The organism is Methylophaga sp. UBA3613, assembly GCF_002375415.1.
Lineage (GTDB): Bacteria > Pseudomonadota > Gammaproteobacteria > Nitrosococcales > Methylophagaceae > Methylophaga.
Genome location: NZ_DFLS01000012.1, coordinates 96,750 through 120,666 on the forward strand (window position 1 = coordinate 96,750; position 23,917 = coordinate 120,666).

Sequence of the window (23,917 nt, forward strand, 5' to 3'; positions counted from 1 at the left end):
GGGTAAGCGGATTAAATTGTTTATCTTAACTTTGCATGGGAGGAGTGAGGCAATCCTACATCTCATCGGATTATTTGTTTGGTGTTCCAACTTACTGGTGATGCAAGCTTCCTTCGCTAATTCCAGCAAGAACCCCACACGCCTCAACTTCACGGTCATTGTTACAACTCGCTCTCAGTGAAACGAGTTGTTTTTCAAGCGCTTGGAGAGCAGTTATCTGCAACCGCATATGAGAGATGTGATCATCAAGCAAGGCGTTGATCGCGTTACACGGCTGATGAGGATCGTCCTGAAAGCTTTGTAGTTCGTGAATCTCTGCCAGTGACAGGCCTAGGATTCTGCAGTGACGGATGAAAGCCAGCCGCTCACCATGCTTCTCGGTATAGATACGGTAACCGTTTTCCTGTCGATCCGGCGGTGGCAACAAGCCCTGCTTTTCATAGAAGCGGATCGTCTGTGTTTCGACCCCTACCAACTGCGCCAACTGACCAATACGCATTAACCTCCTCCCTAAAAGACTTTAATTACTCTATTGACCTTGTAGTGACTTTATGGTTTTTAATGTTACCACAACATTGGTCAAGTGAGTCGAATCATGAGCAAATCCTATGGTGGCGCCCGTGGCGATGATATAACGTACGCAGCGGATACCGATATGCAGTCCTCCTCCGAAGCATCGGAGATAAGCGTAAGTGTTTATATCGTACCGAAGATGGACTGTCCATCAGAAGAGCGAATGATTCGCCTAGCCCTGAACGGCTTTGAGGAGATTCGAGCGCTGTCCTTCGACTTGTCGAACCGCCGGCTGAAGGTCGTGCATGACGGTGAGGTCGAGCCCGTCACCTCGAAACTGAAGAGCTTGGGGTTAGGCGCCTCGCTTCAGGAAACCGTCGCTGCAATTCCGGAGACCATCAAGGCCGCCGAGTTCTCGACAGCTTCTGCTAAGCAAGAATCCGGTGCTTTGCGCTGGTTGCTCGGCATCAATGCACTTCTGTTCGTGGTGGAAATGACTGCCGGTCTAATCGCCCAGTCCACCGGTCTGATTGGCGAGTCCCTCGATAATTTTGCCGATGCGGCGGTGTACGGGCTTGCCCTTTATGCGGTTGGACATAGCGTGAAAATGCAGGTACGTGCCGCGCATCTTGCTGGTGTACTGCAACTGATCTTGGCTGTGGGCGTACTCATAGAAGTGGTGAGACGCTTTGTTTTCGGTAGTGAGCCTGAATCGTTGGTGATGATGGCTATCGCATTCGTCGCATTGATTGCCAATACCAGTTGTCTGCTGCTGATATCCAAACATCGAGAGGGCGGGGCGCACATGAAAGCAAGCTGGATATTTTCGGCCAACGACGTGGTGATCAACCTGGGCGTCATCACCGCCGGCGCTCTGGTCGCGTGGACCGGGTCCAATTATCCGGATCTGATTATCGGCACCATCGCGGGGGTAATTGTGCTTAACGGTGCTAGACGCATTCTGGCGCTCAAGGATTAAGCAATGTCCATTTTTGGCAAACATCTGTCACCGTACGCCCTGTTGTCCATCTCCGGCCTGCTGGCAGCGTCTGATCAGGCCGTAAAATGGCTGGTGCAACAATCAATGGCATATGGCGAGTCTATTTCAGTGACCTCATTCTTTAACTGGGTACACGTATGGAATACCGGTGCCGCATTCAGTCTTTTTGCGAATGATGGAAGCTGGCAGCGCTACTTTCTTATCGGAATCGCGGTGGTGGTCTCAATCGTGCTGATCGTACTGATCTGTACGAATCGTAATAAAGAAGAGGCCATCGCTTACAGTCTTATCCTAGGGGGCGCCACGGGCAACCTGATTGACCGGATATTCCGCGGTTACGTTGTGGATTCCTTTGATTTTTATTGGCGATCTTGGCATTGGCCAGCCTTTAATCTGGCTGATGTTGTAATTGTTCTCGGTGCCTTACTTTTCATTTCCGTCAGCTTGTTGGGTGATAAAACAAACAACAATGCCGAGCCGGATGGATCTGACTGACACCTATAGGTATACAACACCATCACCGAAATGCCCAACAACATACTGCACCTCCCACAATACCATGTACTGGGCTATATCAACCGACGATGAAATGCACTTCCAGGTGGAAGAGCCCGATCCTATCGCCTGCGAGGAATGCGCCGTGCAATATGAGTTCGGGCGGTTCGTCAAGCGTGATATTCCCCTTCACAGCAAACCGGTCACCCTGGGTGGTTCATCGCCGGTACATCTGCCGCGCCTGCAAGATCACCTTTAGTCCCCAGCTACCAAAGATGGTGGACGGCTTCCGCATAACGCTACGGATGCATGAGTACGTGGAGAAAGAATCCTTCCTGGCGGCACAGACCGGCTTGACGATAAGACGGTACGCTCCATCTTCAACGTCCGCTCCGAGTTTCTGGAGCATTGGCACCGCTTCGAGACGACCGCATTCTGGGCATCGACGAGCTGTACCTCAACAAGCGCTACCGCTACATCCTGACCAACATCGATGAGAGAACCCTACTCGACATATAGACCATTCGCCGTCAGGGGGTGGTGACCAATTACCTGATGAAGATGAAACACCGGTAGAAGGTCGAGATCGTAAGTACGAACATATGGAATTCCTACCAGGTAGCGTTCAAGGTAGTGCTGCTACAGGGTGCTCGCTAATTTACATGTGGTGTGCATGACCAACGTTGCCCTGGAGAAGGTATGCAATGGCCTCAAAAAGGAGCTGAAACCCTCACAGAAAATAATCCTCAAGGGAGACCGGAAAACACTACTGAAACGCGCTCACGAAGTCTCAGACCGAGAACGCCTCATCTTGGAGATCTTGACAGGCGCGTTTTCGCAACTGCTGGCCGCCTACGAGCACAAAGAGCGCTTCTACGGCATTTGGTACGCCATCACACGGCTCCGGGCAGAAGCCTCCGCCCTGGACGAGTGGACTGCCAACATCCCGAAGAGCCAAAAGGAAGTCTGGAGTGATCTGGCAGGGCAGTGGGAAACTGGCGCTAAGAGATCATGACCTACTTCCAGACGGACATGCCCGTCACCAACGCTTACACGGAGTCCATCAACCTGGCCAAGGACAAGAACCGTGAAGGGCGTGGTTACTCTTTCGAGGTAATGCGGATACGTATGCTCTACACTTCGAAGCACTAGAAGAAGGACTCGACTTTGAAGGTCTCTCCGTTTTATTAGGAAACATCGGTTACGGACTGCGAGACAACGCAGATGAACTCAAATATGGGTCATTCTATCAACTCTCTGAGGGTAGAATCAGATTGATGGGGTGAGAGTTCCCCATCAACCAAAAATCCGTGTACCCAATATTTATTAAATATTAAAATTTAGCGTTGAAATAATATTGGTTCATTTGGACTCCCATCAGTTAGGTCTATGCTACTCACGTGGGAAATTGCTAGACAAGTGAGGTAGATTTCCATATAGCCGTGTTTTTAGCTAAGTAAACCACTTTAGTAAGCATTTGGCTTTGATCTTGTTGTTCGAGTCAATCAACTAAAAATTGGTATACTCGAAATTATTAGAGCAAATGAAATGAGATATGTCACATTCCCCAATATTTAATCAAACGCTGATGCATAATCCAAAATGCGTAAACAGCTTGACCATTATAAAATCTTTAGTTAGTGTAAATATGAAAATCATCACGGCTTCAGTTAGGTAAACTCTAAAATCATTAATTGAACCTCATAAAACTCATCTGATATATCTTTTATATCAGATTCCTTCTCGTTCCGATCAGGCGAGAATGGAATATTTCTCTGTTGATAAATTCCTTTCACAAAATGAACTATTAAGTCAATGCCTACCTATAACCGTGTACTTATTCAATCAAGTTTGAGAGGTATATTATGAACCCTAACAAAACAATTGCTACTCTGATTGGCGTTTCTGTATTATTTTCTGCCGCAGTAATGGCCGAAATTCATCAAGTAAAAGCTGTTGGGCTAGCCTATAAACCACTGGTAGTAAAAGTTGAGCCCGGAGATCAAATATCATGGACAAATATGTCTACTCACAATGTGAATACAAAATTTACGAGCAGTAACGGTACAATTGAATATATCCCGAAAGGAGCAAAAGGTTTTACTTCAAAAATGGGAGTTAACTTTACTAGTGATCCATTAACAGAAGAAGGCGTTTATTTATACAAATGCGATCCACACTGGGGCACAGGTATGGGAGGAGTAATAATTGTTGGTGAACCAACTAATTTACAAATGATTATTGACTCAGACCCCAAAGGTGCATTAGGCCGACTTGTCAGAAAAGCACAAAAAGCCAGTGAGTAAAATCATTGCTAACAGGTACCTACCATTTACAGTTGAATAATGCTGAAGAAGAGATTCATAATGTCAACCTGTTGTATGTATCTTAATAGCTAGCAGGAATCATAGGTTTTCATTATCAGACTGGTGTAATTAGACTTGTACTGATGTTCCTCTGCATAACAAAGCTGTGGAGATTTTTCATATTCCATGCGTATGTATTTTTCTAATCCGAAAACCATGCTTCCCATTCTCAAAAAAATGGTTCTATAATCTTATTACCTTGGGGTAAAAGACTTGAACAACTGGTCAAACTACCTATCTCCGGACAGGCAAAGATTGATTCGTTTTATTGCGGCAAATGGGAACTTTCTTTCCTAAACCGGTAAAAATACCTGTATTGGGCTTTATAGAAAAAGACTAAGAGAGTAAACACCAGTTTGTGTTCACAGACCATGGCGGTCAATAAGTCAAAAGCTTGACAACGAAAAACCTCTCGTACAAACTTGAGCCATTCCTTTCAGTAATTTATTACTGATTGAATCGCTAGCAGAACGAACTTTCTGCTCTCAATTAGATATGTCTACGGATGTATCAATACTCCTCAAAGTATCACAAAAGAGTCTGTCTTCCACGGAGGACAGACATTTGAAATGTAATTCCCAATAGTTTTTTAAGAAAGTTTAGGCCTTATCGCAAGGCCTTCCTACGGGATGATTTTGCCATAAGGTTTTTCAAGCAATTTTCATGTTGCTTGTGAAGTGAACGTCGGCACTAACCGACATTCAATCGTTGTGATCAACACTGCTCACAACACCACCCTCGGGGTCAGATGAATATCGGCCCTGGGCGGATAATGTCATTTGACCCTTTTTTTTGTTTCAAAGGAGCGTCAAATGAGCAATCACGAAGATTTTCCCACTTTACGTAAAGATGCTTGGACATTCGATATGCCAAGTGCTGAACCGTGTCGTCTATTTTTGACAGAGCAAAACAATACACCAACTCAAGTTTGGTTTATGGCAAGCGATGGCAAGGCTAATGATGACTTGGCGCTATTTGCGAAGGTATTAACACTCTATCTTCAGCAAGAAATGCCATACAAAGTACAGGAAAAACTGAACATGCTGGAAAGTGTTGCCGGCAGAGGTTTCAGAATGGCTTTTCCTCCCACGGGAGAAAAGCAGATGATGATTGGCAAGTAAACGCCATTGCAAAACTACTTCTTTATCGAGGTGGTTTTATGATGTCGGATACTCCCTTAACACAATATCAACTTAAGGGAGATATTTGGAGTGTGGATGTCTTAAATCCATATACGCAAACGGTTTTCACCATCAAGATCTCAGAGCCAATGATTGATGGCCGTAAACGACCAAGCTGCATCTGGTTAGACGGTCAACATCCAGAAATCTTGGATGGACTATGCACACTGCTCTCGGCTGATATGTCGAGTCCAGATTTATCGCGCATAGCCATCAAGTTGAAGGCATTGCTCGAACTCCAATCTTCTATGAAAGGCATGATTGAATATCGGCTAGATAACCTTAGCGCTTATATCGCTTATGTGTTGTTGAAACGGTATGAATTGCACTTTCACATGGATGATCGAATCAATGTGATGCCTTATACAAACGTCGTGTCATTTGATAGCAACAAGCCATCAAACGACCGTGACTATTCACACGTTTTAGAGGTTGGTTGAGATTCCTAAAGAGTTGCCCTTGCGGCGACTCTTTTTTTAGCTATATTGCCATCAGTACAGCTAAGAAAAGGGTTTCTGCGCTGAATACTTGTTATTCAGGCTGAAACGTTAAGCAGTAGCGTTAATTACTGCTCTCATGGGTGTTTGACCAAGGTTGAACACTGTGATTCAAGTCCTGCCCTCAACGGGAGTGTAGGAAACCCTTTTAGGAGAAGTTTATGTCAGTCAATAAAGTTATTTTAGTTGGTCGTCTGGGTGTTGATCCGGAATCTCGTGCATTACCAACAGGTGGCAGTATCTGCAATCTAAGAATTGCAACATCTGAGTCTTGGAGAGACAAACAAACCGGCGAACGACAAGAAAGAACGGAATGGCACCGGGTGATTCTGCGTAATAAGTTAGGTGAAATTGCACAGCAGTACCTGAAAAAAGGCGCACAAGTCTATATCGAAGGGCGTATTCAGACTAGTAAATGGCAAGATAAAGGTGGTAACGAGCATTACACCACAGAAATTGTCGGAACTGAAATGACCATGTTGGACAGCAAATCTAATGCAGGATCATCTGCAGGAGATCCGCAACCACCAGCTGGTGGCCAAAACGATATGGATTATAGTCCAAGTGATTACGATAGCGGTGACAGCTACTACGGCGATTAAGGAGGCACAAAATGTCTGCAGCTAATTCAAAAGTAGTTCATATCCAAAATCTAAACGGTGAAACGAATCAGTATGTGAAAGTCTCTGCCCGTGTACCCGCTTTTTTAGCGGTATATGGTCCAGATAAAGGCTATCGCGTGTTGGCTCATTCCACTGACTACCTGGACTTTGCACAGGGCCGAAAGGAACTGTGCATTGCACTGGCAGCACAAGGGAAGCTTCCTGAGCAGCATCTTAAGGAGCTAATGGAAGAGCGTAAAGTTGTCTTCAAGTCGCAATTAGTGGACAAAGATGGCAACGTAGTCGCGGAGAGTTCTGCTATCAAACCAATTTGGAATCTTAAAGATTACGAATCGGGTGAGACGGCAGCTTTTCAACGATTACTCGCTCGCTTAGGGTTTGGTGGTGATGTCTTCGATTCTGATGAAGACAATGACATGAACTCCCAAGGCCTTGCCTTTGATACTGTAAGTGAAGAAGTGCCAAGTCAAAGTCAGACAGTGGTAATGCAGCCTGTTGTGGTGGAAACACCTCGCAGCGAGTCAAAACCTGCTAAACCTGCCGAGACTAAGACCGTCAGTTCTACGGAGCAGTCGGGACCGGCCAAACAACCTGCTCAAAAGCAGGAAGTAAAGAGCACTAGCCGTGGCGTGCAAGTAGATCCTAACAAGATCCAAACCGCGCAACTGCGTCAGCTTGAATCAATGGCCAGGGTGAAGAAAGTAGAGTGTCCAAAAGTGAATAATTTAGAAGAATTTCGCCAAGCACTCTTACATCTAAAAAGTTTACCTTTACCCACTTGAAAATATTAAACCCCTACTGATTTTATCAGTGGGGGTTTTTTATTTTAAGAAGCCCAAAACTGAATTTTATTCTAGATACATGAACCGTTGATAAAGAGGAAGTAAGACTTATTCATTTGATTGTTTAAGTGTGAAACCTAGTAAATATGAAAATATAACTGGATAATCACAGTTTATAAGGTATTGCTTCTACATAGTCTCAAGGAATGATGAATGTTCAAATATAAGAATTTCGCAATCATAGCTCTTTACTTTATAGCTACCTCAGCACTGTCAGAAGACTATCAATCAAAAAGCATCTTTAAGCACGACTATAAGTGCGTTGCAGAGGAAAAAGGCGGTTATAACCATAATGCTAACGGCCATAATCTGGGTAGATTTAAACCGGATGAGGAGTTTTTCTTAGTACACATTTCAAATATTCCTGAAAAAGTGATACTGCAAATGCTGGAGCCAACGACAACTGAAGCAATAAATCAACATAAAGAACTATCGAACCAAGAATTGGAGTTCCTTAAGAGAAATGAACTTGAAAAAGAATTTATGAATAAGCAAGTTTTAGGCACTTTGACACTAGAAAGTGGCTCGTACTTTATTCGACAGCCCATCGATGATCCCGATGACTATCTAACATATATCTCTGGTCAAGGTTGCTCTGCATTGAAAGACGATAAACATACTTCTATCAATTGCTACACAAACTATTTCGGTAAAACATTTCAATTTAATGTCACGTCAGGTAAATTTACATATTCATATGCAGGCACTTGGCATGAGGAAGTGAAAGACAGATATTATGTGGCGAGCCTGTCCTGATTTCTGTGTAACTGCCATTTTCAGACTAATCCGGTTAACCGGTCTTCAAACTCAATCATAAAGCGGTTCAGTGCCGCCTTCCAGTTTCTTATGGGCATGGTCCATTTCTTCGAGGCACCGAGAATAGCCAGATAAACCACTTTACGTGCTGAGTCATCACTGGGAAATAGTTTGCGTTTCTTGATGGCCTTGCGGATAACGCTGTTGAGCGATTCTATCGCATTAGTCGTATAAATGGCCTTGCGGATGTCCTCGGGATAATCGAACAGCGTGTTCAGGTTCTGCCAGTGGCTACGCCAGCTTTTGCTGATTTGCGGGTATTTGCCGTCCCAGCGCTCAGAGAATGCATCCAATGCCTTGAGGGCTTCCTCTTCGGTCACTGACTGATAAATTTGCTTCAAATCAGCTGTCACAGGTTTGTAGTCCTTCCAGGGCACAAACTTGACGCTGTTACGCACCATATGAACGATGCATAGTTGAATGTGGGTGTTGGGATAGACGGTATTAATGGCATCGGGAAAACCTTTCAAACCATCGACGCAAGCTATCAGAATATCTTTCACGCCACGATTCTGTAGTTCGGTCAGCACATTCAACCAGAACTTGGCACCTTCGTTTTCCGCTATCCACATGCCTAACAGGTCTTTATGGCCTTCGAGGTTGACGCCCAGTGCCAGGAAAATGGATTTGTTGATGACCTGTTTGTCCTGCCGGACTTTGACCACGATACAGTCCAGATAGACAATCGGATAGACCGCATCAAGTGGCCGGGACTGCCACTCGATAACTTCGTCCATCACGGCATCAGTTACCTTGGAAATCAGTGTTGGAGATACTTCGGCACCGTACATTTCTAAAAAAGTCGCTTCAATTTCCCGGGTGGTCATGCCCTTGGCATAGAGGCTGAGAATTTTATCGCTCATGGACGTGAAGCGGCGTTGATGCTTGCCCACAAGCTGGGGTTCGAAGCTGCCATCACGGTCACGGGGTGTGGTCAGTTCAAAGGTACCATCTTCAGTCTGAAGTTGCTTACGACTGACACCATTACGGCTGTTGCTGGTGTCTGATTGAGCATGTTTTTCATAGCCCAGATGTTCATCCAGTTCGGCATTCAAAGCCGCTTCAACAGTAACTTTGGTTAACATCTGGCTGAACTCAGCCAGGTCTTTTTGGGTTTTGATCCCCTTGGCTGCTTCTTTGGCAAAAGCTTCCAGTTCTTTCTTGTTCATCTGCTTATCTCCTTTAGGGTAATGATAAGCAGTTACACAGAATTATTTACAGTCCCTATGTGGCCCCATCTACATTTGCATTTGGAACTTGCAAACAATACTATCGGTAATACGTATTTAGTTAACTATAGTGAACCAATACAGAAAGCGTAGAAGTTTTATCCACTTAAAAAGTTAAAACCCCTACCGATTTCGGTGAGGGGTTTTCTTTTTACAGTCATTTCAGTCTGAACCAGACATCCAGAAGTCTATTAGACCTACATCACGATAGTACTGGTAAAGTTTCCATACCAACTTGATAGTGATGTACCACCGTTTATTTCCTGCTTGTTGTTTATTGTTATTATCCATTGATACCTCATTTAAAATCAGCCACAAACGGGCTGTTCAAATGTATTTATCGTTTTGGATCATTAAGTGTTTTTAACCAGCTTTTCGCGGTTGTGAATCGGCCTCCAAACTATGGTCATACCAATCTGGCATATTTCATTCACATTTTCTGTGGATAACTCTGTCAGTAACCTCTCAAGCGTGTTGTCTAAGCATAAATAAAGTCATCTGGTTAAATAATGAGCAACGTGACTCAAGGCGTTGACACCTATCTGTTAAATTGGTATTTTCGTATCCAAATATCGCTTCCTGCGATTCTTGGCTCCCGCCAAGCTCAATAAGATACGTCCACTGGCCGTACTCTCAGCTCGAAAGAGCAAATCCGATTGAAGTAAATTTTTCACGCAGAAATCTTTTGTGTGTCTGCACGTCTGTACGTTTTTTTCGTGCCTCCAGACCAAAGGTTTCTGATCGACATTTATTTGTCGATTGAAAGCGGCTTGCTGACCGTTTAATCAGCACTCAATCACCCTTCAGGGCACACAAACTGCCCTGTAGGGATAGCTTTGTCTGTGCCATTCCGAAGGATTTTCAATTCAAGGAGGCACAAATGAAGTTTAAGACGCTGAGACGTGATGAAGTCCTACAAGATGTAATCAAACAAGCGGGTGCTAATGCAGAATTCAAACTATCCCGTGTAGATCAGAAGGACGACCATGTTACTCGCGCCCTGTGGGCTGGTGACAAGTTAGTAATCATTCTCGAAAAGGCACGCAAAGTCGTGGGCTATAACCTTTTCAGCAGATCCCAACAAAAACGAGCTAAAAAATATTCGCATGCTTTCCTCGAAGAGAAGCGGATTTTGTGGCAAAGGAGTGAGCAATGATTCTCAGTCCTAGCCGAGTTCAGAAAGGTCAGACTTGCATGAAGCAGGTCTGGTACCACTACAAGTTGGGTATAAGACCAAAGGTTACTTCAGCAAACCTTGCTTTCGGTAAAGCGGTGGATGACACCGTGATGGATTACTTAAAGGCAGTAACGCTGGGGAATCGGATTTCTTCTATTGAAGATGTCTTTCTAAAACATTGGAAAAAGCAGTCATCAATTTCACTTGAGTATTCGTCTACACAGTCGGAAAAAAAGATGAGAGAGATTGGGGCTGCGATGGCTGGGAAGTTTCCAGCTGCGTGGGAGGAGTCTGAGCTGATGGTTTTTATCATGCCAGATGGTTCACCTGCATTACAGGTTGAACTCGCAGTTCAGATAGCACCGAGAGTTAGTTTACGGGGTTATCTGGATTTAATCGCTATGGATCAGCTTGGCAGAGTCATCATTATCGACATCAAAACAACCGGTGTTGCCTATGATGATTTGTATGTTCGCCAATCCGATCAATTAACGGCGTATCAGCTGCTCGTAGATAGTCATGCATCGACGTTAGGGATAGAACAGGCTGACCAGGTTGGTTTCATGTGCTTGCACAAGAAAAAAGACCCGGTTATTCATTCACCTCAAATCGTTGACCGCAGACCGTCAGATCGAGTCTCGGAATACATTCAGACCTGTCAGTGGTTTGTTAACGACTACAACAATGGGCGGTTTAATCGCAGCCCACTTGGAGCCTTTAACAGTCCTTGTTCAATGTGTGACTTTAACCGGTTATGCAGTGAGGGATGCACTGAAGATTTGGATATTCCAGACAGAGCGAAAGTTGCTCTGCAGTTAGCAGCATAGGAGGCCGAGAAATGATGCAATTAGCATTGAATTTCGATCTTCTTCCCCTCAACCCAGATGACTGGAATCTAACCCAGGAACTGGCAGAGGAGCTGCACGAGAAATTCTACATCAGAAGCATTAAGTTATTGCGTGACTCCGTTCCTGGGGGCAAGCAGTGGCAAGAATTAATGTCTTGGTTGGACGAATCAATCGTTGATGATAATCGCCCCTTTAGCTTTGCAACGTGTTGCAAGGTAATAGGGATCGAAGATCCAGAAGCGAATCGCGAAACAATTAAAAAGTATCTGACTATGTAAATAGTTAGAAATCGTTTCACCCCTTGGGGTGGTTTTATACCACCACCCCTTCGGGGGTAGTGGTATTTTCAATTTGGAGATAGCACATGAAAACGATGCAATACGATATCGGTTTAACATTTGGCATTGAGGCAGCAAAGGGACAATTTATTACTGGGTACGAACCGGGTTCACAGTATGTTCCAGTCGCTGAAGCTAATTATCGTTTTGACAAAGATGTTCTTCGAGATCTTATGGTCTGGTGGAACATGAACCTGGCAGGCGTCAATAAAGACGGCATGTATTTGTTCGGACCTACGGGTGCGGGTAAGTCCGCTGCTTTAGTGAACTTCTGTGCATTACTGAATATACCGATGTATGAAAAAACGATATATGAAGGCATGGAGTTCGACGTTCTGATGGGCCGTACTGAAATCGTCGGGGGTGACACTGTATTTATGTACGGTGTAGTGCCACTGGCGATGGGTGCAGAAAATGAACCTGGAATACTGGTGCTCAATGAGATCGATCGAGCAGATGATGCAGTCTTAACTGGACTGTATGAAGTATTAGCAGGTCGTCCTTTGGTTCTGGATGCAGCTGGTCATCATGTCGTAAAAGCTGACGATGCATTTTGTTTTGCAGCAACAGGTAATACGAACATGGCTGGTGCTAGTGATGATTACAGTAATGCCAATAAGCAGGATTTGGCATTTGTTGATCGTTTCTGGAAAGTATCTGTGGGCTACCCGGAAAAAGAAGTGGAAGTAGGCATTCTGAAATCAGTGGTACCGGATTTATCCGACGAACTGTGCGAAAAGATGGTTGATGTTGCAAATGACATTCGTAATCTGCACACCGAAGGTGAAAACCGGATACCGTTGACCATGAGTACTCGGACACTTTTACGCTGGGGAAATATGACGAAAGCTTATCACGGGTTTAGCCGTGCAATAGAAGATTCACCTATTGCATACGCATTGGACCGGGCTCTACTTAACGTAGCTGACCGACCCACGCGAGCGGCCATCATCGAAGTGGCTGAAATGCACATCGGTGATGCCTGGACAAGTGTTTCTGCTCAAGCAGCGACTGGAAATGGAGGTAAATCATTCAATGACTGATTTGTATGATCTCTACCGAAATGACAGTCCGGCTGGTCAAGGGACAAAAGACTGGGCCATTAAAGTCTCAGCAGGAAACGAGCTTACCGTTATGTTTGGTAAGACCGGCTCCAAGCTTCGTACCAGAGTGCTTAAATTAGACTCTGGAACGGATGCGAGGAGCGAGCTGATTCAGCGTTCAAGCCAAAAATTGAGTGAAGGCTACTCTATGATTGGTAAGGCGCGTATCGACGACAAAGGCAACGTCACGTTAGCTCAGGACATCGAGTAACAAACATGGAGTTTGTCTGAGTTGGACGAAGTTGAGGTGAAAGCCGCTTTGAAATCACTGGTTGATGACATCGTGGTGTACAGCTTTGACATAGGCTTTAATGAAATGCCGATATCGGCTGATTATGACGAGAACCTGAAAGGAGCCATCATTTCATGTGATGGCTTGCTACCAACAGGAGGCTGGCAAATACTAAGTGATGCCGGATTAACCTTCATGTCAGGAGGGAAAGTCATGGGTGGTGGCAAGATTGATTACTCACTACAGCTTTTGCTGCTGGTGGGGTTATCGAAAAAGCTACCCGATGGCATCGTTACAGCCGTAGCGTCTAAAGGGCAGACAGATCGGGATTTGATGCCAAGCAAGCGAGGCCTACCGGCTGACTTTGTTGAGGGATTAGAGCTACCGAGAAGCTATGTTCGAGAAGTCGCACAGGCAATTGGCATAATAGCCAAACCAGTTCAGATTTTATCTCAGGAGGCTGTCAGTACGCCGACAGCTATTTGTTTTTAATTCAATTGAGCCGTTCCCTTCGGGGAGCGGCTTTTTTGTTTGTAATGCCCTTTAAAGCAATTATGGGGTACTATCGCCAAATTTTTATCTAAGGATAGATTCATGGCATCAATAAAATGTAAGAATTGCGACCACCAATCCGAAACCACTGGAAATTTATGCCCTGCATGTGGAAAGGAGTATCCCCCCACTAATAGCAACGTTTATATTTTCTATCTATTCGTTTTGGCTATTGTTGTTCTTGTTCTTTTATTCTTGTTTTCTAATGAAGAAGTTGAAGAAGAAATAACAAAAGAAGATATTGCTATCTGCATCAAAGGTAGTAGTGGCTACAAAGGTAAGCTCTATAAAGACACATGCAAAGACAAATCTGTTCAGGTAACAGGCTTTGTCAAAGCGATTGATGGTAATGAATTTACTTTGTATACCAGTGATCAAATTGAATACGGCTCCCACAAATTCTATGTCTATCCCAAATCTAATCGTTTTAAAGTAGGTTTAGATCAAAAAGTAATTGTAGAGGGTATCTTTGATAGCTATAGCTTCGGTGGCTATGCGAGAGTAGACGATGCAGTTATAAAACCAATTGAATTGGCTGATAGCGAGATTAATGCTAGACAGAGAAAGGAAAATGCCAAGAAGCTAAAATCTCAGCAAAAAGAAATGCTTTTTGCTTATATGGCTTGTGCTGAGGAATTTGAATTATCTAAACCAGGCACTGAATGTCCAAAAGCATCAGACTTAAATAGCGAATCAGCTCATCTTCAAGAGGATGGAAGCATTCACGTAGATGGCTTATGTTTCTTTGGTAAGCGAAGCATCACATTTTCATGTGAATTCCAAAATGGTTTACCAACAATAAAAGAATTCAAGATTCACTAATACCTTTTAGCAACTATGTATTTATTTAATGAGGTCTGGAATAGATAACCGGCTTGGACCAATATCCGGTTATTTATTCAAATCAGTAAGATAGCCCTATAGAGTGCTTAGTGATTCAATCCAACTAAGGCTTTCTTATGAGTCCTATCCGAATTCGTTTTGACCACGAAACCGCTTATACCCGTGACTGGCTTGCTGATAATGAAGTCGAAGCGCAACGAGTGCTTGCGACCTTCAAAGCTAAAGATGTCACACCGAGATGTGAGTGCAATGACAAATTACCACCGATGTATATTGCTCATCGAACGCGGTATTACCTTGCTCGCAATCCCGGTACTGGCACTTTACATTCCCCTGAATGCCCTTCTTTTGAAATGGAAAAGGAAGACAGCGGCAGGATCACTTACGAAAGTGATGTTATTAAGCCAAAAAATGATGGCACATTGTCATTAAAAATTCTCGCACCACTCGCCCATAAGATTGTTGATAGATCGCCTAAAGAAGCAAACGATATCGACGCAATGGTGCCACCAAGACCGAAATCACCTACTGCTAAACCTGAAGCCATGTCTCTGACAGGCTTGCTTGCTTTGATGTGGGAAGAGGCAGAACTTAACCGATGGCATCCCGGCTTTCATAAACGACGTATTTGGGCAGTAGCCAGAACCCGACTTTTGGATGTCGCACAAAGACTCAATACCAAGCGTATTAATGTTGCAGATGTGTTGTATATCCCTGAACATTTTAACGAATCCCAAAAAGATGCCATTGATTCACGTAGAAAAGAGGCTTTCAAACGCATCATGACCAAAACCAGTACCATCACTAAATACATGATGGTGATAGGTGGAATTCGTAAAATCTCGGTGCAGGAGAAATCAGTAGCCATTACGCTACGACACCAAAGTGAGTCTGTGAAATATTGGGGTTCGCAACACGTTCTCAAAAAACTCAACAACGGACCTGCAGTGGAAATTCTGAACGACCTGCATGAACCACGCCTGGTCTACACGTTGATGATAGTAAGTCGAGATATAGATGAAGTTCTGCATATTCAGGATATCGGCTTTCTAATCACCGACATTCATATGATCCCAACGTATTTTGAACAAGACAGATTGATGACTGAGAAACTAGTCATGGAAGGGCATAAATTCATTAAAACAATGCGCTATGACGGCTCCAGAGATTCTGTATTTCCAGACTACCTGCTGGTGGATAACCCTAATGCAATATTGCCAATGGCCATCTTCCGGACGTTTGCTTCAGAAACAGCTATTGAACAACGTCACCAAACTAAAGAGCGATGGAAAGAGAAGTATGGCAAATACTGGATCTGGGATATGGAAAAGCAAGGTGAAAGTGTTCCAGACTTGCCAACACCGCCAGCAACACGCACTAACAACGTATAGCTTAACAAGCAGGGACCGCATTGATAATTATGGCAAATGGCGTGATGACGATAGATAGTAAAAGTGTGAACCTGTTGCCTTGCATTCATAGCCTTGTAGTAATAACATTCACGTAACTAGGTTTCTCGCTCGTCATTAATTTGATGAGCAAGAACTGGAACTGGCCCAGCGCAATAAATGCCAGTCTCAACTACCCGGACGGGAAATATTATTTCCCATTCGGGGACTAGTATTTCCAATTCGGGTTTTTTCTGTTTTAAGAGGAGAAACCTAATGGAAGTACTAGATCAAACAGTTTGGATTCATATCAATTACCGTACTTGGCAGGGCAAAAAAACCCTGACACGCGACGAGCTAAACCGATATGCCGATCCTGACAAGACCCCACCTGAAGATCTAATCACCCCCGGTACTAAAGCAATTGCAGATCCTGATAAGCTGAAGCGTATTAACAGCCTTGGGAAACGTATTCATCGGGAATGTGAAAAGGTCTGTCTCAAAGCGTTTGGTGCTTATGGCACTTCAATCGAAGCCGGTGAATCATTACTGGCCAGATTGCAGAGCATGAAAGATGAGCACGAAGCATTAATCACCGAGTATTTGGATAGCTATGAGCAATCCAACACTGAATGGATAGCCGAACATCCTGCATGGGAACAATGGCTACGCAATTCCATGATGAGTCGCGGTGAAATCGAGAATCGATTCAAGTTTGAATTTCAAGCTTACAAAATCACAAGTGGCGGCCAAGGGGCACTGATGAACGATGGCCTTCAACAAGAGCAAAACGGCTTGTTGGGGCAGTTGTTGTCGGAAATCGAAAAAATGGCAGCTGAGGCGTGGGCTACTTCTTATGAAAATAAGGATAGAGCCGGTCAAAAAGCGCTTTCACCCATTCGCACAATGCTGAATAAGCTCAAAACACTGAGCTACATTAGCAGTAAGGTGAATGTTCTCATCAAGCGCGTAAATGATGTTCTTGATGCGTTGCCAAAAACCGGTCCGATTGAAGGTGCCGATCTCTCATCAGTTTGTGGGTTATTAAACCTGTTAGGTTCGTACAGAAGAATGACGGACTTTATTAACCAGGTACCACTACATCAAAACGATGTGTTCGATCCAATTGAGGAAGATGAAGACGATTCATTAGTGGCTTCAGAGCAGACAGATATTGTCAGCGAAGAAGTTGTTGATGAGCAAACTGATGAGCAATCAGAAGTTGAAGTCACCATCCCCTCTAATCCTAAACCTGTAGCGCAACCAGCTGCATTTTGCTTCTAAAGGAGTATGTTATGAGCCAATCAACTTTGGTTAAATCACTCCCCATTGTCGCAAAGGCACTGGGGCGCAACATGGGTGTTCGTGTGGAAGTGGATGCTGGTCATCCTCGGACAGACGGAAATGTTATTTATTTACCGTCTTTGCCCTTGGATGATCCCGGTGTAGAAATACTGGGACTTGGCTTTATCATTCACGAAGCAGGACACATACGTTACAGCGACTTCAGTATTGATTACGCCAAGTTATCTCCAATAGAGAGAAAGCTGAGCGGGATCATGGAAGACATCCGAATGGAGAAGTGCATTATCCGGGATTATCCGGGCGCGCATAAAAAGCTTGCGAACTTAGTTCAAAAGCTTGTCCATAATGGATTCTTTGAGCCAGTCACTACTGATACTTCACCAGCTGGAGCGTTATGTGGGTATTTGCTTCACAAAGGGCGTGCACGCGTGCTTGGTCAATCCGCTTTAGATGACCATGCTCAAACCGCGCAGACATTTCTCGAAGGCTATATGACGCCACTGGCAATGACACGGATTAATAGTGTTTTAGCCAGGGTTTCTGGCACCAAGAATGAAGGTGAAATCGTTGAGCTTGCTCGCGAAGTTGCCCAAATACTGGAAGAGGAGAGTCAACGCACCGCACCATCACAAAACAGTAATCAAAGCCAGCAGCAATACGCTGGCGATGATTCACAAGATCAAGATCAGACATCTGATCAGAACCATGACCAGCAAACCGGTGATGGCGATGATTCCGATCAAGGTTCAGATCAAGGGGACGATGATGCACAAGGTGATGATAGCGATATGCAATCAAGCCAAGGTGATAACGATGCAAATGATGATCCATCATCAAATGCAAGTACAGCGTCCAGCGACGACACATTAGATGCAGACAGTGACACCGGTAACGGTCAATCCTCCAGTTCAGCGGGGGATATGTCACAAGAAGCATTTGATGCAGTCGTGCAAGCCATGAAAGACATTCTGGGCACATCAGAAAGTGACTCAAGGGATTTGCCAGGTGATATCAGTGATGCATTTGAACAACTCATCAAAGATGAGATTCAAGAGGCGGCAAATGAGCGTGGAAATCACGCTGTTAGCATGAAACCAACTCACATTACTGATTTAACATCACCTGGCGATCATCAAAAGGCACTTGATGAAGCTCAAGCAGCAACAGCTGCATTGCGTTCCAGACTTGTCCAACTGGTTCAATCCCAGACCAAAGTGAAGCGAAAGACTTCACGAAATGGGCGCAGGCTGAATGACCGAAAACTACATCGTATAAAGTCAGGAAATTTATCGGTGTTTAAGTCGGCCAGTCGCAAGAAAGCAGTTAATACGGCAGTACAGGTTTTGCTTGATAGGTCAGGTTCTATGCGTGAAGGCATAGCGATGGCTGCAAGATCTACATTGTCACTAACTGCTGCAATGAAAAATGTACCTCACTTGTCAGTAGGTGCAGCAATGTTTCCCGGTTCAATGGGCACGGCTGTGACTGTTTTGACAAGACAAGATCAAACGATGAATCAAACAGCTGGGTATTACCCAGAAGTCCAAGTCGAAGGTTGCACTCCGTTGCTTCCTGCTTTGATCTGGTCAGGGGATAACCTGGTTGCTCAAAAAGAAGAACGAAAAATACTTTTTGTGGTGACTGATGGTGCTCCTGATGACATGCAAGACTGTATCAAGACGGTAAATGACTTGAGACAAGGTGGCATTGAGGTATACGGCATTGGCATCGACGTTCGCGAGAAGATGATGTCAGCCTTGTTTGGTAATAAGCATGTATGTATTGAGCACGTGGGAGAGCTTGCGGAAGCAACCTTCTCACTACTTGAAACGACATTACTTGCTGCCTAACGCAAAATAGCTTCATAGCTAGTAGTACCAACTGTTAGACCCCCGAAAGGGGGGTTTTTTTTATAACCGGCTCGGACCAATATCCGGTTATTCATTGAGGCAAAGCCTTAAACCTTTTTTAATGCGAGCCATGAAGAAAAAGGCCAAAGGTTTACTCTCAGCAACCAAGATTGCTCAGCGCAGCTTCTGTGAAAAGCAGCTCGTGCTCGATGAGCAATATGGTCGGCATGAAACTGACGTTCAAAAACAGCGACGTGAAAGAGGAGACGAAGAACATCTTCGACATCACCTTGAAGCACAACGCTATGGTTCAAATCGAGATAATCGGTGTTTCATTGCTACCGAGCTTTATGGCCCTGTTGCCAAAGAGACAGAGCAGCTAAGACTGTTCCGTGACAGATGTCTTCAAAAAAGCTACTTAGGCCGGATATTTACCAGTGCCTATTACGAACTCTCGCCAACGATTGTGTGTTTGATGAAACGCTACCCTTTGGTCAGAAAATTCATGAAACCCATTATCAATTGGATCTTTAAAAAGGTGAGCATCCATGGCTGAAGCCTATTATCTCGCTATTGTTTGCTTGCTCATCCTGTCTCTGTACGGGATTGATGCCAGAAGACGTGAACAGCGTCGTAAATTCATTCTAAAAGAACGTATGCCTACCGAGCTTTCTGATGGTCAGCTAATTCGTTCTGAATACTACATTCGCACGGAAGTGCCTCGGAAAATGCATGGCACATTGGACCAGTTATACAGGGTCATGTCTGGACTACATGTGCTGGTGGACAGTAAAACCCGTGATAAGCATCAAGTATTCCTCAAAGACATTGTTCAGGTATCGGTATACCGAGTCATCTTGACCCGTATAGGCATGAAAATGGCTGACTATGCCTATTTCAGGGTGGTTACGCCTGATGGTGTCCAATATATCAAACGAAACCTTCTTAACGAAACACAAGTCATCGAAGAGTTCGATAGAACTCAGGCGCTCTTGAATGGTAAAGCAACACCCTCAAATGCCCAGCACAAAGCAATGTGCATAAGCTGCCCTCAACAAATTAATTGCGACAATTGGCAGTTTTCAGGCCGCCAGTAATCATAGGAGAAATCATGAAAGCAAAACTGCTTTTACTGCCACTACTAATTGCATCTGGTGCTAACGCTGATGTGTTAATGCCAACAGAAGACAGTGCTAAGTACGCTGATAATCGCGTCCGACTCACAGCAAAATTGCAAGAACCTCCAAAGAACATATTGCCCAAGCTGGTAAGTAAAGATTATGCAGGTAAGGCTGAAACATCAAAATCACCAGCAGGTGAAACGACTACTGCAAAAATCATTGCGAGCAAAGCAGACAAATATGTTGTCCCGCCAAGAACAGCAGTAGCAACAGGCCTTGCAGAGAAGCAGGTTAAAGCTCCTGAGCCGAAAAAGACGGTAGCTGACCTACCTCTACGTGAGCTGAATGATGAAATACAGGTTTCTTTTCGTGACCGTTCATTACCTTCCAGTATTCGCACATTAACCCCACCTGGCTGGGTTGTAGACCTGCAAATCGACAAAAGCATCGAAAGTACGCTTATCAGCTTTTCGGGTGAAACCAGTTATGCACAGGCGCTTAAGGACATTCTTGAGCCACAAGGGCTGACCTATCTCGCATACAGAAATATGAAGCCTAAACCACTGATTGTCGTGACTCACGGAGGCAAGAAATAATGAAGAAATTAGTTATCGCCGGCATGATCAGTCTGACAGCGTGTGCTATGCCACCAGAAAAACCTGTTGAAACAACGCAGATTGAAAACATTCCACGTACTCAGCAGTTAGCACCCAGAACTAGCAACTACGTCAGTATCACCACATCACGGAAACAGATCTTGGATGAAACCGTCACTATCAATCAGCCACGTATTGCATTGATAGATGCATTAACACATCCCTCAGCACTGACAACAGCGAACATCGTGGCGCTCGATTCTGGTGTAAATCTGGCCATGAAAATAGGTGTGAGAGCACAAAACTCACGCATTACTGACTATATTCGTCAAATTGAAGGTACAACCGATTACAAAATAGACGTTCTCCAAAATAGTGATGGCGTGATTCTCCAGGTGGCCTCAACCATGACTCAATCTTGGGATATGGCTGCTCTATCTGATATGCCAGAAGCCATTACGCGTTCTGGCTTCTCAGCAACAACACAGCGATCATCTGGTGGCGGTTCTGGTGCTATGGGTGGGAATGCTGGAGGTGGAGAATCCAGTCAAGGCCAAACACAAAGTGCAAGCGGTACCAATATTGTTACGACACGTGAAGATGATACGTGGACATCATTAATTGAAGATGCCCAACGAATTCTGGGACTTATAGAGGACGGTGAGTCCAGCTCAAACACTAGTAATGGCAGCAATCAGAATACTTTAGTGCCACAACTTGAAGAGGGCGATGATCCTATAGCTTTTTTAAATAACTATAGCAAAGCACTCGATGATGAGATGAATCCTTACTTTGACACGCCATGGGTAGTAGGCAATAAAAGGCTAGGTAAAATCACAGCATACGGAAAACCAAGCCAAATTAGACGCCTTGATGAACATTTCTCAAAGCTTGAAACAGATAGCCAAAGACAAGTACATCTGTCTGGTGCCATCTTAGATATTAAAACTAGCCGAGGTGAGGGATATGGTGTTGACTGGAATGCCATTTACCAAAATAGTGATGGAGACAAAACCGTATCCTTTGCTGGTGAAACTACACAAGCACTGTCCATTTTAGACGGTGGTAACTGGTCAGTAGCGGCATCAATCCCATTTGGTAATCTGACATTGAATGCGATTGTCGAATCTTTGAGAGAGCAAGGCAGTGTCACGCTTCAAAGCCAACCACGATTAACTGTAACAAACGGATATACAGCCTATTTAGGATCTACACAGGAATTCTCATTTGTTTCAGGTGTTGAATTTTTGCCGTTAACTGCTGGCGGAGATGGCAATGTAGCATCAGACACTGCAATCACTACAACACTTTCACGTGTCAATGTAGGTATCAAAATCGCTGTTACACCTAAGATGCTGGATGACGGCAAAATTCTAGTCGATATTGTTCCGATACTGAGCACAATCACTGGATTTACTCCAATCAGTTCTGGTGGTGAAGTATTTGAAACGCCAAATATTGCTCTTCAAGAGCTTGCAACACAGGTCATTACAACCAGTGGCACACCAATTTATCTTGGTGGTCTGATCATAAATAGAGTTCTGCAAAACACTCAAAGACTACCAATTAAAAATGAATTACTTGCCAAAGCTCTGGGTGGAGCTAAGTTCGAGCAAGAAGACAGCGAACTGCTCATTGTCATCACTCCACAGGAAGTGGGCGCATGATATCCGTCAATACTCCAATCTCAATTGAAGGAAGCACGTGCATCCTGATGCGTGACGTATTAGGGGGTTCGACAAACGATAAATACACCAGTCAAGAGCAAGGCAGTCTCAAAGTCTGGTACGAAGAGCAAGCTCTGCGTGAAACTCGCGATGCACATCCGAAAATACCGGTATATGGTTTCTGGCAGTCTTTAATTGCATCAGGGTTGATTGATACCAGCAAGCGTTTGCAATACATCTTTACGACTGAAAGCAAAGATTTTGGCTATTACTTATATAGCCATGAAGGGCTTCTGCATACAGGCTCACTGTTTCATGACGAATTACAACGTCTACCTGGGCCTGCGATCCAAGAAGGAATAACAGTTGCTGACGGTGAAGAGATCACCGTCAGTATTTCTGACCTTAAATTGCCAGACACTCCATTATTGACACACAAAGAACGTATTGCTGCAGCAGTACTGGTTAAAAAGAAAGCACAGCAACAAGGTTTTCTAGCCGTAGCCTTGGTGAGTGGACTTGCCCTTCTAGTGGATACGGGCCTAGCACATCACCATAAATCACACATGAAGGAATTCAGCAAAGTAAACACTGAACTTCACATCGCTGAACAAGCTCTTGCTTCTGTTAATCGTCAAAAACTTGAAAACTGGCCGTCACAAACAAAAGCCTTATCTAGCCTTTATCAGGTAACTAATGCATTCACAGGCAGCAATATTTCTGGCGAGATTAATTTACTTCCTAACCAGCCAATTGCAATTGAAGTTGAGGATTCTCGCGACACAAGAGCCAGGTTAAGCATGCTGGCAGATATGGGAATACAGTCAAAGCGCATTTCAGCTAACACAACGATTATCCAATGGGTGAACGATGAAGCGTACTAATCCAATCATTAGAAATATTGCAATTATTTTAGTTTCTTCAATGCTTGCTGCTTTTTACATAATCACGGGAAACGCTTCCAGAGAATATCCAAGTATAGAAAATCTACAACGGCAAATATCACAGATTAATGATCAAGTAGAAATTGTCAGCCAAAAAGCTGATCTACCACTGCTTCCAAACATCTGGCACTCAATAACTGTAATCGCCAGTACGCATGGCGTGAAAGTCTCCCCCCTCAAACAAGCCAAAGATGCGGGCATTCTCGACTCAGATATACCTGGAGGAACACCCTGGTATGGCGTGATTCAGGGAAACAGCAGAAATGTGGCAATGGCAGCGATAGAGATTCAGAAAGTGGTTCCTGTAATTTTTGGTGCTGCAGCCATAGACAATGAAGTAATTGGCCTGAGCTTCGCAGCGTTAGGTTCGGAATTAGAAAACTAAGAGGTC

The 23,917-nt window shown here is 44.3% G+C and carries 26 protein-coding genes and 1 pseudogene; 25 read left to right on the forward strand and 2 right to left on the reverse strand.

Annotated elements, in window-relative coordinates; translation table 11 throughout:
• Window positions 1-91: 91 nt before the first annotated feature.
• The gene (cadR, locus tag B3S93_RS14050; protein ID WP_289245072.1) at window positions 92-499 is read right to left on the reverse strand and encodes a Cd(II)/Pb(II)-responsive transcriptional regulator; all 408 of its coding nucleotides are present in this window, start codon (window positions 497-499) and stop codon (window positions 92-94) included.
• Between the two features lie 96 nt (window positions 500-595).
• On the opposite strand from cadR, the gene B3S93_RS14055 reads away from it, so the two are divergent.
• The 9 genes and pseudogenes from B3S93_RS14055 (at window position 596) to B3S93_RS14095 (ending at window position 8,273) form a co-directional block, all read left to right on the forward strand.
• Entirely contained in the window at window positions 596-1,492 is an 897-nt protein-coding gene (locus tag B3S93_RS14055) for a cation transporter (RefSeq protein WP_292749129.1), read from the forward strand.
• 3 nt (window positions 1,493-1,495) lie between these two features.
• Complete coding sequence (gene lspA, locus B3S93_RS14060; protein WP_292404342.1) at window positions 1,496-2,008, forward strand: signal peptidase II; 513 nt, start codon at window positions 1,496-1,498, stop codon at window positions 2,006-2,008.
• Window positions 2,009-2,029: 21 nt separating this feature from the next.
• Window positions 2,030-3,294, forward strand: a pseudogene (locus tag B3S93_RS14065) (transposase).
• A gap of 579 nt (window positions 3,295-3,873) precedes the next feature.
• Window positions 3,874-4,314 (forward strand): plastocyanin/azurin family copper-binding protein, encoded by a 441-nt coding sequence (locus B3S93_RS14070; RefSeq protein WP_292404339.1) that lies wholly within the window; start codon window positions 3,874-3,876, stop codon window positions 4,312-4,314.
• An 872-nt stretch (window positions 4,315-5,186) separates the two neighbouring features.
• Window positions 5,187-5,495 (forward strand): hypothetical protein, encoded by a 309-nt coding sequence (locus B3S93_RS14075; RefSeq protein ID WP_292404336.1) that lies wholly within the window; start codon window positions 5,187-5,189, stop codon window positions 5,493-5,495.
• A gap of 41 nt (window positions 5,496-5,536) precedes the next feature.
• The gene (locus B3S93_RS14080; protein ID WP_292404334.1) at window positions 5,537-5,995 is read left to right on the forward strand and encodes a hypothetical protein; all 459 of its coding nucleotides are present in this window, start codon (window positions 5,537-5,539) and stop codon (window positions 5,993-5,995) included.
• Between the two features lie 218 nt (window positions 5,996-6,213).
• Window positions 6,214-6,654, forward strand: coding sequence for a single-stranded DNA-binding protein (gene ssb, locus B3S93_RS14085; RefSeq protein WP_349677848.1), 441 nt, complete (start codon window positions 6,214-6,216; stop codon window positions 6,652-6,654).
• 11 nt (window positions 6,655-6,665) lie between these two features.
• Window positions 6,666-7,457: a hypothetical protein gene (locus B3S93_RS14090; RefSeq protein WP_292404332.1), complete on the forward strand. Its 792-nt coding sequence runs from the start codon at window positions 6,666-6,668 to the stop codon at window positions 7,455-7,457.
• A gap of 213 nt (window positions 7,458-7,670) precedes the next feature.
• On the forward strand, window positions 7,671-8,273 hold the full coding sequence (locus tag B3S93_RS14095; protein WP_292404328.1) for a hypothetical protein: 603 nt from the start codon (window positions 7,671-7,673) through the stop codon (window positions 8,271-8,273).
• Window positions 8,274-8,293: 20 nt separating this feature from the next.
• Here the strand turns inward: B3S93_RS14095 and B3S93_RS14100 are convergent, their stop codons facing one another.
• Window positions 8,294-9,502, reverse strand: coding sequence for an IS256 family transposase (locus tag B3S93_RS14100; protein WP_292404326.1), 1,209 nt, complete (start codon window positions 9,500-9,502; stop codon window positions 8,294-8,296).
• Window positions 9,503-10,442: 940 nt separating this feature from the next.
• On the opposite strand from B3S93_RS14100, the gene B3S93_RS14105 reads away from it, so the two are divergent.
• From B3S93_RS14105 to B3S93_RS14180, 16 genes are all read left to right on the forward strand, one after another.
• Window positions 10,443-10,718, forward strand: coding sequence for a hypothetical protein (locus tag B3S93_RS14105; RefSeq protein WP_292404323.1), 276 nt, complete (start codon window positions 10,443-10,445; stop codon window positions 10,716-10,718).
• Entirely contained in the window at window positions 10,715-11,566 is an 852-nt protein-coding gene (locus tag B3S93_RS14110; protein ID WP_292404320.1) for a PD-(D/E)XK nuclease family protein, read from the forward strand. Before B3S93_RS14105 ends, B3S93_RS14110 begins: the two co-directional genes overlap by 4 nt.
• An 11-nt stretch (window positions 11,567-11,577) precedes the next feature.
• The gene (locus B3S93_RS14115) at window positions 11,578-11,865 is read left to right on the forward strand and encodes a hypothetical protein (protein ID WP_292404317.1); all 288 of its coding nucleotides are present in this window, start codon (window positions 11,578-11,580) and stop codon (window positions 11,863-11,865) included.
• Between the two features lie 86 nt (window positions 11,866-11,951).
• Complete coding sequence (locus B3S93_RS14120) at window positions 11,952-12,968, forward strand: AAA family ATPase (protein WP_292404315.1); 1,017 nt, start codon at window positions 11,952-11,954, stop codon at window positions 12,966-12,968.
• Complete coding sequence (locus tag B3S93_RS14125) at window positions 12,961-13,239, forward strand: hypothetical protein (RefSeq protein ID WP_292404312.1); 279 nt, start codon at window positions 12,961-12,963, stop codon at window positions 13,237-13,239. Before B3S93_RS14120 ends, B3S93_RS14125 begins: the two co-directional genes overlap by 8 nt.
• Window positions 13,240-13,251: 12 nt before the next feature.
• Complete coding sequence (locus B3S93_RS14130) at window positions 13,252-13,752, forward strand: hypothetical protein (protein WP_292749138.1); 501 nt, start codon at window positions 13,252-13,254, stop codon at window positions 13,750-13,752.
• 102 nt (window positions 13,753-13,854) lie between these two features.
• Window positions 13,855-14,634, forward strand: coding sequence for a hypothetical protein (locus B3S93_RS14135; protein ID WP_292404305.1), 780 nt, complete (start codon window positions 13,855-13,857; stop codon window positions 14,632-14,634).
• Between the two features lie 137 nt (window positions 14,635-14,771).
• Complete coding sequence (locus tag B3S93_RS14140; protein WP_292404302.1) at window positions 14,772-16,046, forward strand: DUF1173 family protein; 1,275 nt, start codon at window positions 14,772-14,774, stop codon at window positions 16,044-16,046.
• 273 nt (window positions 16,047-16,319) lie between these two features.
• Window positions 16,320-17,327 (forward strand): DUF3150 domain-containing protein, encoded by a 1,008-nt coding sequence (locus B3S93_RS14145; protein WP_292749141.1) that lies wholly within the window; start codon window positions 16,320-16,322, stop codon window positions 17,325-17,327.
• Between the two features lie 11 nt (window positions 17,328-17,338).
• Window positions 17,339-19,198 carry a hypothetical protein gene (locus B3S93_RS14150; RefSeq protein WP_292749144.1) on the forward strand — a complete coding sequence of 620 codons (1,860 nt, stop codon included), beginning with the start codon at window positions 17,339-17,341 and terminating at the stop codon, window positions 19,196-19,198.
• A 130-nt stretch (window positions 19,199-19,328) separates the two neighbouring features.
• A complete protein-coding gene (locus B3S93_RS14155) occupies window positions 19,329-19,754 on the forward strand; it encodes a CFI-box-CTERM domain-containing protein (RefSeq protein ID WP_292404294.1) in 426 nt (141 codons plus the stop codon).
• A complete protein-coding gene (locus B3S93_RS14160; RefSeq protein WP_292404291.1) occupies window positions 19,747-20,295 on the forward strand; it encodes a hypothetical protein in 549 nt (182 codons plus the stop codon). Before B3S93_RS14155 ends, B3S93_RS14160 begins: the two co-directional genes overlap by 8 nt.
• A gap of 14 nt (window positions 20,296-20,309) precedes the next feature.
• Window positions 20,310-20,915: a hypothetical protein gene (locus tag B3S93_RS14165; protein ID WP_292404288.1), complete on the forward strand. Its 606-nt coding sequence runs from the start codon at window positions 20,310-20,312 to the stop codon at window positions 20,913-20,915.
• The gene (locus tag B3S93_RS14170) at window positions 20,915-22,582 is read left to right on the forward strand and encodes a type II secretion system protein GspD (protein WP_292404285.1); all 1,668 of its coding nucleotides are present in this window, start codon (window positions 20,915-20,917) and stop codon (window positions 22,580-22,582) included. The genes B3S93_RS14165 and B3S93_RS14170 overlap by 1 nt, the downstream gene beginning before the upstream one ends.
• A gap of 47 nt (window positions 22,583-22,629) precedes the next feature.
• The gene (locus B3S93_RS14175) at window positions 22,630-23,466 is read left to right on the forward strand and encodes a hypothetical protein (protein WP_292404282.1); all 837 of its coding nucleotides are present in this window, start codon (window positions 22,630-22,632) and stop codon (window positions 23,464-23,466) included.
• The gene (locus B3S93_RS14180) at window positions 23,453-23,911 is read left to right on the forward strand and encodes a hypothetical protein (RefSeq protein WP_292404279.1); all 459 of its coding nucleotides are present in this window, start codon (window positions 23,453-23,455) and stop codon (window positions 23,909-23,911) included. The genes B3S93_RS14175 and B3S93_RS14180 overlap by 14 nt, the downstream gene beginning before the upstream one ends.
• The last annotated feature ends 6 nt before the right edge of the window (window positions 23,912-23,917 follow it).